Source organism: Pseudomonas sp. CM27, assembly GCF_013179515.1.
Taxonomy (GTDB): Bacteria; Pseudomonadota; Gammaproteobacteria; order Pseudomonadales; family Pseudomonadaceae; genus Aquipseudomonas.
In genome coordinates this window covers 15,963-32,212 of sequence record NZ_JABMCN010000006.1, presented here as the reverse complement: position 1 = coordinate 32,212, position 16,250 = coordinate 15,963, and the positions used below count along the sequence as shown (strand labels likewise).

At 63.2% G+C, this 16,250-nt stretch carries 17 protein-coding genes and 1 pseudogene; 14 read left to right on the top strand and 4 right to left on the bottom strand.

What is annotated here, in order from left to right; translation table 11 throughout:
• The first annotated feature begins 444 nt into the window (after window positions 1–444).
• Both HP547_RS01760 and HP547_RS01755 read left to right on the top strand, forming a co-directional pair.
• The gene (locus HP547_RS01760) at window positions 445–1,431 is read left to right on the top strand and encodes a DNA-binding protein (protein ID WP_172285360.1); all 987 of its coding nucleotides are present in this window, start codon (window positions 445–447) and stop codon (window positions 1,429–1,431) included.
• 53 nt (window positions 1,432–1,484) lie between these two features.
• Complete coding sequence (locus HP547_RS01755) at window positions 1,485–1,649, top strand: DUF6021 family protein (protein WP_172229025.1); 165 nt, start codon at window positions 1,485–1,487, stop codon at window positions 1,647–1,649.
• Window positions 1,650–1,728: 79 nt separating this feature from the next.
• On the opposite strand, the gene HP547_RS01750 is transcribed toward HP547_RS01755, so the two are convergent.
• Window positions 1,729–1,980: a hypothetical protein gene (locus tag HP547_RS01750; protein ID WP_172229023.1), complete on the bottom strand. Its 252-nt coding sequence runs from the start codon at window positions 1,978–1,980 to the stop codon at window positions 1,729–1,731.
• A gap of 8 nt (window positions 1,981–1,988) precedes the next feature.
• Entirely contained in the window at window positions 1,989–2,489 is a 501-nt protein-coding gene (locus HP547_RS01745; RefSeq protein ID WP_172229021.1) for a DUF4142 domain-containing protein, read from the bottom strand.
• 153 nt (window positions 2,490–2,642) lie between these two features.
• Here HP547_RS01745 and HP547_RS01740 point away from each other — a divergent pair, with 153 nt between their 5' ends.
• Window positions 2,643–4,211, top strand: a complete 1,569-nt coding sequence (locus HP547_RS01740) for a sensor domain-containing diguanylate cyclase (RefSeq protein WP_172285359.1) — start codon at window positions 2,643–2,645, stop codon at window positions 4,209–4,211.
• A 170-nt stretch (window positions 4,212–4,381) separates the two neighbouring features.
• Here HP547_RS01740 and HP547_RS01735 read toward each other — a convergent pair whose 3' ends face one another.
• Window positions 4,382–5,095, bottom strand: coding sequence for an MgtC/SapB family protein (locus HP547_RS01735; protein ID WP_172285358.1), 714 nt, complete (start codon window positions 5,093–5,095; stop codon window positions 4,382–4,384).
• A gap of 397 nt (window positions 5,096–5,492) precedes the next feature.
• Between HP547_RS01735 and HP547_RS01730 the strand changes: the two genes are divergently transcribed.
• Complete coding sequence (locus HP547_RS01730; RefSeq protein WP_172285357.1) at window positions 5,493–5,954, top strand: sterol desaturase family protein; 462 nt, start codon at window positions 5,493–5,495, stop codon at window positions 5,952–5,954.
• Between the two features lie 287 nt (window positions 5,955–6,241).
• Here HP547_RS01730 and HP547_RS01725 read toward each other — a convergent pair whose 3' ends face one another.
• Window positions 6,242–7,135, bottom strand: coding sequence for a bile acid:sodium symporter family protein (locus tag HP547_RS01725; RefSeq protein ID WP_172285356.1), 894 nt, complete (start codon window positions 7,133–7,135; stop codon window positions 6,242–6,244).
• Between the two features lie 184 nt (window positions 7,136–7,319).
• On the opposite strand from HP547_RS01725, the gene HP547_RS01720 reads away from it, so the two are divergent.
• The 10 genes and pseudogenes from HP547_RS01720 (at window position 7,320) to HP547_RS01675 (ending at window position 16,190) form a co-directional block, all read left to right on the top strand.
• Window positions 7,320–8,183: a Dyp-type peroxidase gene (locus HP547_RS01720; protein WP_172285355.1), complete on the top strand. Its 864-nt coding sequence runs from the start codon at window positions 7,320–7,322 to the stop codon at window positions 8,181–8,183.
• Between the two features lie 89 nt (window positions 8,184–8,272).
• Entirely contained in the window at window positions 8,273–9,181 is a 909-nt protein-coding gene (locus HP547_RS01715) for an aldo/keto reductase (protein ID WP_172227392.1), read from the top strand.
• Between the two features lie 4 nt (window positions 9,182–9,185).
• On the top strand, window positions 9,186–10,469 hold the full coding sequence (locus HP547_RS01710) for an NTP/NDP exchange transporter (RefSeq protein WP_172285369.1): 1,284 nt from the start codon (window positions 9,186–9,188) through the stop codon (window positions 10,467–10,469).
• Between the two features lie 204 nt (window positions 10,470–10,673).
• Window positions 10,674–10,793: pseudogene (locus HP547_RS01705) on the top strand (KGG domain-containing protein); the annotation flags it as partial.
• Between the two features lie 60 nt (window positions 10,794–10,853).
• Window positions 10,854–11,051, top strand: coding sequence for a hypothetical protein (locus tag HP547_RS01700; protein WP_172285354.1), 198 nt, complete (start codon window positions 10,854–10,856; stop codon window positions 11,049–11,051).
• Between the two features lie 21 nt (window positions 11,052–11,072).
• A complete protein-coding gene (locus HP547_RS01695) occupies window positions 11,073–12,407 on the top strand; it encodes an iron-containing redox enzyme family protein (protein WP_172285353.1) in 1,335 nt (444 codons plus the stop codon).
• The gene (locus HP547_RS01690) at window positions 12,407–13,360 is read left to right on the top strand and encodes a class I SAM-dependent methyltransferase (protein ID WP_172227400.1); all 954 of its coding nucleotides are present in this window, start codon (window positions 12,407–12,409) and stop codon (window positions 13,358–13,360) included. Before HP547_RS01695 ends, HP547_RS01690 begins: the two co-directional genes overlap by 1 nt.
• Window positions 13,361–13,367: 7 nt before the next feature.
• Window positions 13,368–14,525 carry a carboxylate-amine ligase gene (locus HP547_RS01685; protein ID WP_172285352.1) on the top strand — a complete coding sequence of 386 codons (1,158 nt, stop codon included), beginning with the start codon at window positions 13,368–13,370 and terminating at the stop codon, window positions 14,523–14,525.
• A gap of 45 nt (window positions 14,526–14,570) precedes the next feature.
• Window positions 14,571–15,158 (top strand): nucleosidase, encoded by a 588-nt coding sequence (locus HP547_RS01680; RefSeq protein WP_172227403.1) that lies wholly within the window; start codon window positions 14,571–14,573, stop codon window positions 15,156–15,158.
• Window positions 15,159–15,284: 126 nt separating this feature from the next.
• The gene (locus HP547_RS01675; RefSeq protein WP_172285351.1) at window positions 15,285–16,190 is read left to right on the top strand and encodes an SDR family oxidoreductase; all 906 of its coding nucleotides are present in this window, start codon (window positions 15,285–15,287) and stop codon (window positions 16,188–16,190) included.
• Window positions 16,191–16,250: the final 60 nt, after the last annotated feature.

Here is a 16,250-nt window from a genome sequence, read left to right as displayed (position 1 = left end):
GGTCGGGGTGGGAGCTGGCTTGCCGGCGATGGGCTGCACAGCAGCCCCATTAGCCTTGACTGACTGGCATCAGGGCTGAATGGCCTTCAAAAACTTCCCTGCAAGATGTTGCGGCGGCACACGATCACCGCAACACCCCGCTGCTGCAATAGCAGCGGCACCTTCGATACTCCTCCGTTAGCTGAGGCCGATCTCCGCTCTCGTTGGCGCCGTTGCGTCCTCCCCATTTCTTCGATCACGAACCCGTCACCGGCTGGTGCTGGAATGCGTTAGCGATGCGCACGTGTGTACGGCTGCGTCGTAAAAACGCCTGAAATTTCACATAACATGCGATAAGCCGTGATTATTCCACCTTAATAGAGCATTGCGGGGCAGCCCAACTATCGTCATAATTGGTATGTAATTACATGGTACATAACACAGTACAAAATCGTAGGAGCAAGCATGGCCCGGGGCGGTATCAACAAGGTCGTAGTGCAGCAGGCACGTCAGGCACTGATTGCCCGGGGCGAAAACCCCAGCATCGACGCCATACGTATAGAGCTGGGCAATACCGGGTCGAAGACCACGATTCATCGCTATTTGAAGGAACTGAACGGCCAGCAGCCGGTGGCGTCGGAAGGGGGCGTAGCGCTGAGCGAAGTGCTCAGCCGCCTGGTCGGCCAACTGGCCACGCAGCTGCAGGACGAGGCGGACCTCAGGATCGAGCAAGCCGAAAGCACATTCACCGAGCAGCGCGAACAACTCGAAGCGCAGCTTGCGATCGCGCAACAGGCGCTGGCTGCAGCCCATCAGCAGCACCAGATCGACGTGACTGCGCTGGCAGCCGAGTCGCAAAAGCTGCTGTCCACCCAGAGCACGCTGCAGGCCGAACAACTGCGCAGCGCCAGCCTCAATCAGTCGCTGGGTGAAATGCAGGTGCGCCTGGCCGACAAGGACGAGCAGGTCAAATCGCTGGAGGACAAGCACCGCCATGCCCGCGATGCGCTGGAGCACTACCGCACGGCCAGCCGTGAACAGCGCGATCAGGAGCAGCGCCGCCACGAAGCGCAGCTGCAGCAGTTGCAGCTGGAACTACGCCAGTTGCAACAGGGCATGATCGTCAAGCAGGACGAGCTGACCCGCCTTCACCGCGACAACGAGCGCTTGCTGGGCGAACACCGCCAGGCCGCCAATGAGTGCCGGGCGCAAGACCAGCTGCTAGAGCAGCGCGACGCACAAATACAGGGGTTGCGCACGATGCTCGCCCAGGCCCAGGGCGCCAGCGACGAAATGCGCCGGCAGCTGGATGTGCAGACCCAAAGCCTGCAGGACAGGCGCGACCTTTGCGCCGAACAGGCTCGCCAGTTGCAGCGGCTGGAGGAGCACCTGAGGGAGCGGGACGAGGCCCTTGCGCAGTGCAGGGCGCAACTGCCTGCGGTTGCAGATTAATCAAACTTTCGCGGACGGCTGCTTTCTTCTATGGACACTCACGGGAGATAGCCATGCCTGAATCTAAAGCGCCGAACAAAGAAGGACCTCACTCGTCCGAACAGTCAGATAAGCCGAATGACCTGGGGTTCGACCCCGATTCGCCGGATGCCGATGACCCGCAGGTCGACCCGCAAGGGCCGGCCAAACCGCCAAGGGATGTGGAAAAGAAACAGTGAAGGCTAGCGTCACTCGACGTCATCAGGGACCGCAAAGCGGCCCCTGATTTGCCTGACTAGCGGTGTGCCCCCAGTATTGTCAGGCCTCGGCCTGTCTGGCTGCCTCGACACCCGCAGCAGACAACTTGATCGGATAGCTCACGCTGATCTGGTGGTCATTGCCCACCGTCACGCTGCCATCATGAATCAAACCCGCCTCCTGCAACGTCTTGAGCATGCCGGCCACGGCCTTCTCGCCGCGGTAGTTATCCAGCACTTCCTTGCCCAGCCCTTGGGGGTGCGCATGTAACAGGCGGGTCAGTACTTCGGTTTTCAATGCATCATTAGTCATGCTGGGCCTCACTTGCCGTGCTTGGTCTGAAGCGCTTTGGCGTGTTCCAGGTGCTTTTCGAGTTTCGGCAGGGTCTCGCTGGCGAAGGCCTTCAGCTCCGCCTTGTCGGACGAAGCAGCTTCTTTCTTGAACAGCTCCACTGCTTTTTCGTGGGCGTCGACCTGGTTGTTGACGTAAGACTTGTCGAACGACTCGTCGCGCCACTCCAGGATCATTTTCTTGACCTTGTCGGTCATGGCCGCCTCATCGGGCACTGAGATATCCAGCTTGCGGGCAATGTCGCCGAGTTTCTGGTTGGCCTGGGTGTGGTCGGTGACCATCTGCTGGGCGAATGTCTTGATCTCGGCGTCCTGGCTTTTTTCCAGGGCCAGCTTGCCGGTTACCACCTCGGCAATGCCAGCTTCGGTGGCCGCGTCGACAAAATCATCTGAACTGGCTGCCATCGCCTGGACCGATGCCAGGCCCAATACCATGGACAAACCAACGCGCTTGATGAAGAGACTGCTCATGCTTCACTCCTTAAACCGTGGCGCGACGTCAGTGTCGCGTACGGTTGAGGGTGCGGGGGAGGCAAAGGTTTAATCTTTTTCGCGACGGGTTTCGCTCCGGCGGCCCTGAACTATAGTGAAAGGCGGCAAAATGCCGTATGGCTAGGGATTTGAATGTGCGCAGCCAGGAAACAGGATGATGACGGGCTTATCGCGGTAGCCGGCGAGGGGCGCGCTGTGGCGTTGTTCCGCCTGGTATTGGCATTCATGCTGGTGGTGATGCTGGCCTTCGCCCTGGTGGAAGGCTGGCGTATCTGGCGCGACTACCGGCACGCCTTCAGCAATGCCGAGAACATCGTCACCAACCTGGCCCGGGCCACGGCCCAGCATGCCGAAGACGCCATCCGCCAGGTCGACGCCATCACCGCTACGTTGGCCGAGCGCCTTGAAGGCGACGGTTTCGACCACATCAACCGGCCCCGGCTGCATGCACTGCTGGCCAAGCAGAAAAGCATCATGCCGCAGTTGCACGGGCTGTTCGTGTATGGCCCGGATGGCCACTGGATCGTTACCGATCAGGCGCTTATCCCCGCCAATGCCAACAATGCCGACCGGGATTATTTTGTCTATCACCGTGACCATGCCGACCGCGGTGTGCGGGTCGGTTCGGTGGTGCGCAGCCGCTCGACGGGCGACCTGATCATTCCCATTTCCAGGCGCCTGGAGTACCCCGACGGCAGCTTCGCTGGCGTCCTGCTGGGCACCATCAAAGTGCAATGGTTCGTGAAGTATTACGGCGACTTCAAGATTGACGAGCGCGGCGCGCTGGTACTGGCCAAGCGTGACGGGACCATCCTGGTGCGGCGCCCGTTCGTCGAGCCGGCGGTAGGCCGAAGCCTGGCCAACAGCGAGATCTTCCGTAACCACTTGCCTTACGCTGCGGAGGGGGTAGCAGAGGCAGTAGCGGTGGTAGACGGGACGGCTCGGCTATACGCCTACCGCGCGCTGTCGAGTTATCCGCTGGTGGTTGAAGCGGGCTTGTCGCGTGAATCCATCGTCGCGCCCTGGCGCCACGATGCCATCAAGTCGCTGGCGGTGTTGTTGTTCTTGTTGCTGGGTCTGGCAGCATTTGCTGGGGTGGTGCTGCGCCAGTTACGCGAACGAATAACCATCGAGCGGGCGCTGCACCAGGCGCACCAGACGCTGAAGGCGCTGGCCTTGACCGACAGCCTGACCGGGTTGGGAAACCGTCGTCGCCTGGATGCGGTGTTCGAGGCAGAATTGAAGCGTGCGCGGCGACAGGGCTACCCGGTGGCATTGGTGATGCTCGATCTGGATTACTTCAAGGCCTACAACGACCTTTACGGGCATCCTGCGGGCGACCAGTGCCTGCGGCGCTTCGCTGAAGTCTTGCAACAGGCCCTGAAGCGGCCAGCAGACCTGGCAGTGCGCTATGGCGGAGAGGAGTTCACGCTACTGTTGCCCGATACCGATACACACGGGGCAGAGGTGCTGGTAGTGGAAGTGCAGCAATTGCTGCGGCGCCAGTTGCTCGAGCACGGCGGGAGCCCGCTGGGGCGCGTGTCGTTCAGTGCCGGGATTGCGGTCGGTGATCTGGCGCGGGAAGGGGTGACGGCCGAGAGGCTGATGGCGGCCGCCGACGGCGCGTTGTACCAGGCCAAGCGGCAGGGCCGGGATGGATTTTGCGTAGCGGCAAATGCAGGGGTTGGCGTAGCGCCCTAAGGCAGGAAGCCCCAGTTGAAGACGCATGGCGCAGCGCCCGCTGGTCCCGCTCGTTGCGCAAAACCCCGCACAACCGCCAACCCAGATCCTTGTCGAACGCTTGATGCCGGGCAGCCACTGGATGTCGTGCACAACGGTAGGGCCAATGCGCATGCGTCTGTCCTGTTGTTTCAATCGGCTGCCAGTACCTGTGGCTGCAGCTGCCAGCGCACCGAGCTTACACCTTTCTCCAGGCTGACCCGGCTGACCAACCGCTCCAGTTGCCCCGGTGCCTGCGCCGTGCCCAGCAGCTCGGCGCGCACTTCCAGGCGGGCCGGGTTGTCCAGGTCTTCGCTTTGCAGCGACTGCAGGCGCAGCTCAGGGTCGGCCAGGCTATGCAGCATCAAGCTGCGAACCTGGATCTCGTCCTCGGCACGGCAGACGATGCGCACTTCAAAGTGCTGTTCCACTTCGCTGGCCGGCACCACGTCCTGTCGGTCCAGGCGCTGGGCGATGTCGCGTAGCAGGATGTTGGCGCACAGAATCACCAGGCTGCCCAGTGCCGCCTCCAGCAGCAGCCCCAGGCTGCACAGCACGCCGACCGCCGCCGTGCACCACAAGGTAGCGGCGGTGTTCAGGCCGCGTACGTTGAAGCCGTCGCGCATGATCACACCGCCACCCAGAAAGCCGATGCCCGAGACCACATACGCGGCAACCCGCGAGGCGTCGGCAGGGAGCATGCCTGGCACCGCCTGGGTCATGAGGACGAACAGGCAGGCACCGGTGCTGACCAGCGCGTTGGTGCGCAGTCCGGTCAGGCGTTGGCGCAGTTGGCGCTCGGCACCGATCAGCGCCCCCAACATCAGGGCGATGCTGACGCGCAGCAGAAATACTTTCCAATCCATAGCAAACCTCTTCCACGGGCAAATGCCCGCACGTACGCCATCAGGTGGCGCGGTTGAAAAACCAGAAAATGCGCAGGACCACGGGGGAGGGGAAGAGAAGAGGGGGGTTACAAGAAACCACCGTCTTGCCATTGCGGCCAGACAGTGCAGGACACTGCCAGGCTAGCGCGCCACGTGGGCCTGTCGCAAGCGACTGGGGCTACTGTCCAATGCAGGTCTCCTGTTCAGGGAAGCAAAATTGCGTCGCGGACCTTACGCCCCGGGACAGACGAGGTCAAGGGTAAAAAGATGACAATGGCTTCATCGGCAAAGGGCCTGCAGCCGGCACGCCTGCATGGCAAAAAACGCAGCCAGTGGGTACCCTTGCACTTTCCTTGGCCATCACCTGGACCGTTCCATGCTGTTCAATCTCGCCATCTTGTTCGGCACCCTGGTGACCATGGAGGGCGTTGGCACGCTGGCTCATAAATACATCATGCATGGTTGGGGCTGGTGGCTGCATCGATCTCACCATGAGCCACAGCTGGGCATGCTCGAAACCAACGACCTGTATCTGCTGGCCCTGGGGCTGATCGCTACCGCGCTGGTGGCATCAGGCAAGGCGGGGTATGCACCGTTGCAGTGGGTGGGCGCTGGTGTGGCGGGGTATGGGGTGCTGTATGTGGTGGCCCACGACGGTTTCTTCCACCGGCACTGGCCGCGCAAGTTTCGGCCGGTCAACGGTTACCTCAAACGCCTGCACCGGGCGCACCGGTTGCACCATGCGGTGAAGGGGCGGACCGGGTGTGTTTCGTTCGGTTTTTTCTACGCGCCGCCGTTGAAGGTGTTGAAGCGGCAGTTGCGCGGGAAGAGCGGCTGAAGGTGGCTGTGCTGGGGCGGGGTTGTTGGTTGGGCATGTTCCAAGAGGGATAGCATCCGGGCTGAAAGGCGTTTGCCATAAGAGGTGCAGCGCCTATGAGATCGAGCGCCGCGCGGGCGGCGCTCGGTTTCAGAGGCGATGAAGATGTGGTGGCGGACACCCGCGAAGCGCCGCGCTGGCGGCGCTCGATCTCATAGGCGCTGCAACTGCTGCGGCAAGCACCTGTCAGCCCTGATGCAATCCCCCGCAACCCCATGACCTGCCAGCAAAAGCACCATGGCCTCCCCTCAATTCACCGTCTCCCCCTCAGCCCGCGCCGCCACATGCCCGCGGCTCACCCACCAGCCAAACCCCGCCGCAGTAAAGAACATGATCAAGCTGTACAGCGCCGCCGGCACGGCCATGGTCGGGTTGTTCAGCAGCGAAGGGCTCAAGGCCAGGGCAATCGCCAAGGTGCCGTTGTGAATACCGATCTCCATGCCGATGGCGATCGCCTGGCGTTTGGGAATGTTCAGCAGGCGCGGTACAAAGTAGCCAACTGCCAGGCTGAGCAGGTTGAACAGCAACGCCGCCAGCCCCACCACCGGCGCGTACTCGGCCACGGTCTGCCAGTCCTTGGTCAGGGCCAGCACAATGGTGAACGCCAGGAACAGCGCCGCCACCAGCTTCATCGGTTTCTCCATGCGCCCCGCAAAGCCGGGGGCGAAACGCCGAATCAGCATACCCAGGGCCACCGGCAGCAAGACAATGGCAAACACCTGCATGACCTTGCCAAACTGCAACGGGATGGCCTGGTCCGATGCCATGAACCAGCCCAGCGACAGGTTCACCAGCAACGGCATGGTCAGGATCGCAATCAGCGAGTTGACGGCCGTCAGGGTGATGTTCAGCGCCACGTCGCCATGGGCCAGGTGGCTGAACAGGTTGGCCGTGGTGCCACCCGGTGATGCTGCCAGCAGCATCAGCCCCACCGCCAGCGCCGATTCCAGGCCAAAGCCATTGGCGATCAGGAAGCATACCAGCGGCAACAGCAGAATCTGGCAGGCCAGGCCGATCACCACCGGCTTGGGATACTTCACCACCCGGGCGAAGTCGGCCAGGGTCAGCGACAACCCAAGGCCGAGCATGATGATGCCCAGGGCAAGCGGCAGGAACGCGGTAAGCAAGGGCGAGGCGGTCATGGGCGTGTCTCTTGGGCGAAGGATCCCGACGAGTGTAGGACGGCCTCGATTGATAGCTAATTGCAAAGAGCCAGCTCTTGGTAACTGTTTGTTACCGGCAAACCGGCCATCGCGCCCGCATGCCGCATTGCAGCAGGCCTGCAGGCACAGTAGCATTCCCGCTTTTACCGAGGATTAGCCTTTCATGCCGTTCCAGCAAGGTCTGCTTGCCACTCCGGTGCCGGCGCACGCCCGTCACCTGTTCTTCACCCTGCAGTCGCCCGAGGCGTTGCCTGCCGCTCTCGATGCCTTGCTGCCGCAGATCGATGGCGTACAGCTGATCCTGGGCGTCGGAGCACCGCTGGCCAAGGCCATGGGCCGCGAAGTGCCGGGCCTGCGTGCGTTTCCGCAGCTGGATGCCGCCGTGGAAAACCCGAGCACTCAGCACGCCTTGTGGTTGTGGCTGCGCGGCAACGAGCGCGGCGATCTGTTGCTGCGTGCCCAGGCCCTGGAACAGCTGCTGGCGCCGGCCCTGCGCCTGGCCGACAGTGTTGATGCCTTCCTGCACCGTGGCGGCCATGACCTGACCGGCTACGAGGATGGCACCGAAAACCCGGTGGACGAAGACGCCGTGCAGGCAGCCATTGCGGCAGACGGCTCCAGTTTTGCAGCCTTTCAGCTGTGGAAGCATGACCTGGAATACTTCAAGTCGCTGCCGCAGGCGGACCAGGACAACATCATCGGCCGTCGCCTGAGCGACAACGAGGAGCTGGACGACGCGCCCGAATCAGCCCACGTCAAGCGGACCGCCCAGGAAAGCTTCGAACCTGAGGCGTTCATGGTGCGTCGCTCGGTGGCCTGGGCCGACCAACGCGGTGCTGGCCTGGCCTTCGTCGCCCTGGGCCACAGCTTCGACGCGTTCGAAGTGCAATTGCGGCGCATGAGCGGACTGGAAGACGGGATCATTGACGGCCTCTACCGCTTCAGCCGGCCATTGACCGGCGGCTATTACTGGTGCCCGCCGATCGCTGAGGCGGGTGTCGACCTGAGCCAGCTGCTGCAGGGCTGATCACTAAACATCCAGACACAGAAACACCTGCCAACGCAGGCCAGAGCGGCTAGCATTGAAAGTTTCCGGTTCATGACGGGGGCTTTTCCATGTACGCACGTCGTGATGTCCTACGCGCAGGTGCCGCCTTGGGTTTGCTTGCCGCGAGCCCTTGGTTGCACGCCGCTGCCCCGACCGGGCTGCTGACGCGCAAAGTCCCTTCCACCGGCGAGGCGCTGCCGGTGATTGGTGCCGGCACCTCCGGCAGTTTCGAAGTGGAAGCCGGCTCGGCTCAGTACCAGCAGCTGAAAACTGTCCTCAAGGCCTTTTTCGAGGGCGGCGGGCGGGTCATCGACACTTCACCCAACTACGGCGGCGCCGACCGTATTCTTGGCCAATTGCTGGAGGAGGGCGGCTGGCACCGGCAATGCTTCATTGCCACCAAGATCGCCGCCAACAGCCGCGCCGATGCGCAAGCGCAATGGGCTGGTAGCCTCGAAAGCCTGCGTACCGACAAGGTCGACCTGCTGCAGATCCACAACCTGCGCGACTGGCAGCGGCAACTGCCCTATGCCCAGGAACTGAAGCAGCAGGGCAAGACCCGCTACGTAGGCATCACCCATTACCTGAACAGTGGGCAGGACGAGGTCGCCAGCATCGTCCGCAGCCAGCCGCTGGACTTCATTCAAATCAACTACTCGGTCAACGCGCCCGAAGCCGCCCGCGAGTTGCTGCCGCTGTGCCAGGACAAGGGTATTGCGGTGCTGATCAACAGGGCCTTTGACGATGGCCGCCTGTTCGCCAAGGTAAAGGACCAGGCCTTGCCCGCCTGGGCTGCAGACGCGGGTATCGGCAGCTGGGCGCAGCTGTTTCTCAAGTTCGCCATCAGCCACCCGGCGGTGACCACGGTCATTCCTGCCACCAGCCGCCCCGACCGCCAGCTCGACCAGCTGAAGGCCGGCCATGAGCCGATGCTTACCCAGGCGCAGCAACAGGCGCTGATCAAGCTGTTTGCCTGACGCCATGCAGGCCTGGCGGCGGCGCCTGGACCAAGGGCTGAACATCCAGCCTGGCGAGGGGCCGGCGGTCGTCGCCGGCCTGCTGCTGTTCTACCTGCTGTTCACCGGCTATTTCATGCTGCGCCCGGTGCGCGAAACCATGGGTGTCGCCGGTGGCGTCGACAACCTGCAATGGCTGTTCACCGGCACCTTCATCGCCACCCTGGCGTGCCTGCCGCTGTTCGGGTGGCTGGCGTCCAGGGCGCAGCGCCGGCATATCCTGCCGTGGACTTACGGCTTCTTCGCCAGCAACCTTGTGCTGTTTGCCGTGCTGTTTGCCCGCGCGCCCGACGATGTGTGGGTCGCTCGGGCCTTCTATATCTGGTTGTCGGTGTTCAACCTGCTGACCATTTCGCTGGCCTGGAGCGTGCTCGCCGACCTGTTCTCCACTGTGCAAGGCAAGCGCCTGTTCGGCTTGCTGGCGGCCGGGGCCAGCCTTGGCGGGCTCAGTGGCCCGATCCTGGGCACGCTGCTGGTGGCGCCACTGGGGCATGCCGGGCTGCTGCTACTGGCGGCCGCCTTTTTGCTCGGCAGCATCGGCGCGACCCTGTACCTGCAGCGCTGGCGTGCCCGCCAGCCATTGCCAACGCAAGCCGGCCACCCGGACGCGCGGCCGCTGGGCGGCAACCCGTTTGCCGGTGCTACCGCCGTGCTGCGCTCGCCGTATCTGCTGGGCATCGCGTTGTTCGTGGTGTTGCTGGCCAGTGTCAGCACCTTCCTGTATTTCGAGCAGGCGCGCATCGTCAGCGAAACCTTCACTGACCGCACTCGACAGACGCAGGTGTTCGGCCTGATCGACAGCGTGGTCCAGGCCCTGGCCATCATCACCCAGGTATTTCTTACCGGCCGCCTGGCGCGGCGCCTGGGGGTTGGCATATTGCTGGTGGCGGTACCGCTGGTAATGGCGGCTGGCTTCTTGTGGCTGGCACTGGCACCCGTGTTCGGCGCATTCGTGGTGGTGATGGTGGTACGGCGCGCCGGTGAGTACGCGCTGGTGCGCCCAGGCCGCGAAATGCTGTTCACCGTGCTGCCCGCCGAGGACAAATACAAGGCCAAGAACTTCATCGACACTGTGGTCTACCGCGGCGGCGATGCCTTGAGCGGTTGGCTGAAGCGGGCGCTGGACGTGATGGCCGAACACCCGCAGCTGGCGATGCTGACCGGCACACTGATTGCGTTGTGCTGGGCGGCTACCGGGAGTTGGCTAGGGCGCCGACAGGCTTGCCTGGAACGCCCGCTGCGCGACTGACAAGCGCACCAAATATGGCGCCGCCGCTTATTTAACGCCGCCGGTCCGAACGCTTCGCAATAAACCGAATCCCTTCATATGCCGGAACTCCGAACAGGTGTACGGCGAAAAAGCCGTGCATTCCGAAGTCATATGAGGTTTGAGACCATGGCCAACAAAGAGAATAGCCGCACCGGCAATCAACAAGGCAGCCAGGGTGGTAGCAAGAACCCAGGCAACTTCGCCAATGACCGCGAGAAAGCTTCCGAAGCAGGGCGCAAAGGCGGCCAGCATTCCGGTGGCGGCCAAAGCAGCGATACCAGCCGCAAGGGCGGCCGTTCGTAAGTGAGGCTACGCAGTGCCAGGGCAACCTGGCACTGCGATTTTCTGAAGCAGGAGCTCCTTATGCGACTGACTCCCCTGATCGTCCTGATAGGCGCCCTGACCTTGGTCGGCGGCTGTTTCGACCGCGACAACGACCACCCGGGCAAGGATTCCGATCCCAGCAAGCCTTCTCTGCAGATGCAGCAACCCGCTGATAAACCCGCTCCCCAACCTGCGCCAGACCCTGAGCCGATGCCAGGCCAGAAAACCAGCCCATAACACGCGCATGAGGAACACGCCATGACGGTCACGACCTGCAAGACCGCCGTGAAGGGTAAGGCCTTGGCGACCGTGCCCAGCCTTCACGCTCGTTACCACGAACTGCTCGAAGGCCGTGACACGAGCAGCGCCGCGTGGTTGAACGAACAGCTGGCGCACGCTCGGCGCTTGCCGGACGACCTGCCAGCTGATCCCGCCCAGTTGCAAGCCTGGAGTGCCCAGCATGCCGCTCAGGTGGCCGAAGCCTATGCGGCGTATCTGCAGCAGCGTCGACAAGGCGCGCCACGGCGCTATTTTGCCAACCGTGCCCAGGCCTTGTGGTTTCTCCAGCAAGTGGCGCCCACCAAGGCAGTAGACGGTGCATGGCTACACAGCACCTTGCGCCACTGGGGTGATCCGCGCTTCCACGGCCTGATCCGTACCTACCTGGAAGAACTGGGCAGCGGCGACCCGCGCTGTAACCACGTGCTGATCTATCAGCGGCTGATGAGCCGCATCGGCTGCCCAGGCCAGGCCGAACTTGAGGACGAACGCTACCTGCAGGGTGCTATACAGCTCGCGCTCGGGCAGCACGGCGACGCATTCCTTGCCGAGATGATCGGCTACAACCTCGGCTACGAGCAACCGCCGTTGCACCTGCTGATTACCACTTACGAGCTGGCCGAGCTGGGCATCGATGGGCAGTACTTCCAGCTGCATGTCACTATCGATAACGCTGCCAGCGGTCATGCCCACTTGTCCACCCAGGCAGTGCGCCAACTGTGCCCCGCCCACGATCAGCATGCCTTCTATGAGCGCGTCAGGCTCGGTTATCGCCTCAATGACCTGGGTGTCGATACGCCAAGCCTGATCAGCCGCTTCGACCTGGAGGCCGAGCTGCTGCGGGCGCTTGAGCACAAGCGCAATTTCGGCCAGTTCATGCATTCGGACCACTGCCGCCTGCAGCAGCGTACCGTCAACCAGTGGCTGGCCGAGCCGGGCGCCATGCCAGCGTTTCTGCAGGCGCTGCAGGCCCAGGGCTGGATCCGCCGCGGCGAACAGCCGGCCCAGAGCCGTTGGTGGGCGTTGATCGAAGGGCCGTCGGCACCCATGTACGGCGTATTCGACGCTTACGAGAAACAGCTGTGGCACGACTGGATCGCGTCGGGCTGGCAAACCCGGGTCAGGCGCGTCATGCCGGGCAGCTGGGATGTTCCTGTGCAGCCGGAGGACGCACCTCTCGGCAGGTCGCAGGATGAAAATATCGATGCATTGATTGAGAAAATGGCCGGCAATCGCCATGCCGCACCGGAGGGTCTGATCGCGACCCGCGCGTACCTGCGCGCCACCGGCCTGATTCAGGAGCAACCCTGCTGATGATGCTCGACCCACAACATCTGGAAACCGACCGGGCATTACTGCAGCTAGGCAAGCGCCTACGCGCCGACGGCTACCGTTTCACCTGTGTCACGCCCGCTACCCACGCCCGCGTCAACAGCCGCCAGGGGGCTGAACAGGCCCGCACCTTGCGCGACGTGTTCGGCTGGAGCCGCCCGTTCTCGCCAGCCTTGCTGTCTGCTGATGAACTGGGCCAACTGCAGCGCGGCCATCTTGTCACCGAACACGGGCAACTGCTGCATAGTACCGTGCGCTGGTCGACCCTCGATGACCTGCTACTGGTGCACTCGGCATACCCCACCGACGCCAGCGATGCAGTGTTTTTCGGCCCGGACAGCTACCGCTTCGCCCAGGTCATCCATGACCACCTGCAACGCACCCCGCAGCGGGTCGAGCATGCGGTCGACATCGGCTGCGGCAGCGGCGTCGGTGCACTGCTGATTGCCCGGGCCGCGCAGCATGCTCAGGTCAGCGCTGTCGACATCAACCCGCTGGCGCTGCGCTACACCGCCATCAATGCAGCACTGGCCGGTGTCAGCAATGTTTCGGTCGAGCCCAGTGACCTGCTTGACGGCATTACCGGCACGTTCGATCTGATCGTGGCCAACCCACCCTATATGCTTGACCTGAGCGAGCGCACCTATCGGCATGGCGGTGGATCACTGGGCGCAGCGCTTTCGCTGCGCATCGTCGAGCAAGCCCGCGAACGGCTGAGCCCGGGCGGATCGCTGCTGCTGTACACCGGGGTCGCGATGGTCGAAGGGCGGGATGCCCTGTTGGAAGCGGTCCGCCTGCGGCTGGCAGGGCCTGAATGGTCGTGGGTATACCGGGAAATCGACCCGGATGTTTTCGGCGAGCAACTGGATGAGCGTGGCTACGAGCACGTGGAACGCATTGCGGCCGTGGCGCTTACCGTCACCCGTAACGGGTAATCCGACTATGGCCAGGTCGTGCACCTTCGGCATCGAAGAAGAGTACCTGTTGATCGACCTGGCCACTGGTCGGGTGCCGGTGACCCCGGCGCTGGGCGTGACCAAGCGTTGCCGCGATGCGCTAGGCAAGCACTTTGTCCAGGAGATGTTCCGCAGCCAGATCGAGGTGGCTTCCCCGGTGTTCGGCAACCTTGACCAGGCGCGGGAATTCTTCGCCCAGGGCCGCCAGCGCCTGGCCGCAGCCGTGGCCCAGGAAGGCATGGGCCTGTATGGCGCCGCGAGCCATCCGTTCGCCCAGTGGCACAGGCAGAAACCCGCCGCATCGGCGCATTATCGGCAGTTGTTCGATGACTACCAGCACGTGGCGCGGCGCAGCTTGCTCAACGGCCTGCATGTGCATGTGGGCGTGCCGGCAGAATGCGACCGGATGCAGTTGATCAATCGGTTGGTACCCTGGCTGCCGCTGCTGCTGGTGTTGAGCACATCGTCCCCGCTATGGACCGGCCAGCACACAGGCTACATGAGCTACCGCAGGGTGATTTGCGCTGAATGGCCGCACATGGGCTTGCCTGAGCCATTGCCCGACTGGCCCGCCTACGAAAGTTACCGGGCGTTGCTGCAGCGCACCGGTGTACTGGCCGAGGACGGGGATTTCTGGTGGGCGATCCGCCCCTCGCGACCCTATCCGACCGTAGAACTGCGCATCTGTGATGCCTGCCCCGACCTGGAGGATGCGCTGTGCATCGCCGGGCTGTTTCGGCACCTGGTGGAGCACAACCTCGATCCTGGGCTCGACCGCGCGCCCCCGGCACGGGAGCTGCGCTGGGTAGCGCAGGAGAACTACTGGCGCGCCATGCGCCATGGTCGCCACGGCTCATTCATCGGCCAGCAGCAACAACAGGCGGTGTCTTCCCAGGGCTGGCTCGCCCAGTTGCACGAGGCTTTCCCGGTCGATACGGCAGATGCCGAGCGCTCCCTGCTGCATGCGCGCCGCCTGCTGGACGCTGGCACCAGCGCAGACCGGCAGCTGGCCTGTTTCGAACGTGCACGCGCAAACGGCGCCACAGCGCATCAGGCGCTGCGCAGGGTGGTTGATCAGGTGGTGGAAGAGGGTGGTAAACAGCGCCCCCATGACACCGCGGCACTTGCAATCGCAGAGGGTTGAACGACAATGGCGGCGCCTTTGCCAGCCACCCGGACGTTCTGCACCATGATCCTTGCCCAGCAATTCCCTGATATTTCGTTGGCCGATACGCTTTTTGTCTTCGCCCTGGAGGCCGAAGCGGGCAGTGTGTTCGCGGGGATGAACACCGTGTTCACCGGCATCGGCAAGGTCAATGCCGCCATCGCCCTGACCAAGGCCATCGCTACGCGCCGGCCCAGGCTCATCATCAACCTCGGTTCCGCCGGCAGCCTGCGCCACGGCAAGGGCGAGGTGGTGTGTTGCACCCGATTCGTCCAGCGCGACATGGACGTGACGCCGTTGGGTTTCGCCCGCTACGAGACGCCGTTATCGGATATCCCCGTGCTGTTGGAGCATGGCGTGACAGTGCCGGGCTTGCCGCTGGAAACCTGCGGCAGCGGGGACAGTTTCGAGATCAACCATGGTGACGCGCCTTATGATGTGGTCGACATGGAGGCCTATGTGCTGGCGTTGATCGCACGTAGCGAAGGCATTCCGCTGGTCTGCCTGAAGTACATCTCCGATGACGCCGGCAGTGATGCGGCGGGCGATTGGGCGGTGCAAGTGCACCTGGCTGCCGAGGCCTTCAAACGGGTGCTGTTCAGCCAGGGCTGACCGCCGGTCGGTGTTTGCGCGGGCCGAAAAAACCATCGATGCCGGGACTACCTCGAAATGGAAGAACTGCCTTCGCGCTACACAGTCGCGAAGGCTTCTACCTGTTTTCCGCAGAGGACCCGCACCATGCCCAGCAAGCCCCAGGACCAGTTCAGCATGCAAAACCCGCTGACCCAGTATCCACACCCGCCATTCCCGGCCCAAGGCCAGGCTGCACCTGGCCTGGATGCCAACATGCAACCCAAACCCGATCACGGCGAGCACACCTATAAAGGCTTCGGTCGCCTCGCGGGGCGCAAGGCGCTGATCACCGGTGCCGACTCGGGCATCGGCCGGGCCGTGGCCATCGCATTTGCCCGCGAAGGGGCGGACATTGCCCTCAACTACCTGCCGATAGAACAGCCCGACGCCCGCGAAGTGATCAAGTTGATCGAAGCAGAGGGCCGCAAGGCGGTCGCCATTGCCGGCGACCTGAAGGACGAGCACTTCTGCAAGCAGCTGGTCGACCAGGCCCATGAGCAGCTGGGCGGCCTGGACATTCTGGTGAACGTCGCTGGCAAGCAGGAAGCCCGCAAGGACATCAGCCAGATCAGCCACGAGCAGTTCGACCACACCCTGAAAACCAATGTCTACGCGTTGTTCTGGTTGTGCCAGGCCGCCGTCCCGCTGATGCCCGCCGGGGCGACCATCATCAACACGGCCTCCATCCAGTCCTACCAGCCCTCGGCCACATTGCTCGACTATGCCACCACCAAGGCCGCGATCGTTGCCTTCACCAAGGCGCTGGCCAAGCAAGTGATCGAGCGCGGCATCCGTGTCAATGCCGTGGCACCCGGGCCGATCTGGACCGTGCTGCAGCCCAGCGGCGGCCAGCCAGCCGAGAAGATCCCGGACTTCGGCGGGCATACCCCGATGAAGCGCCCGGGCCAGCCAGCCGAATGCGCATCGGTGTATGTGCTGCTGGCCAGCCAGGAGTCCAGTTACATCACCGGTGAAATTTTCGGCGTGACCGGCGGCAACCCGCTGCCATAGGGCGCCAAGGTTAAACCTTCGCGGTCCCCAGCAGTCACTTGTGATATCGGCAGGCAATCG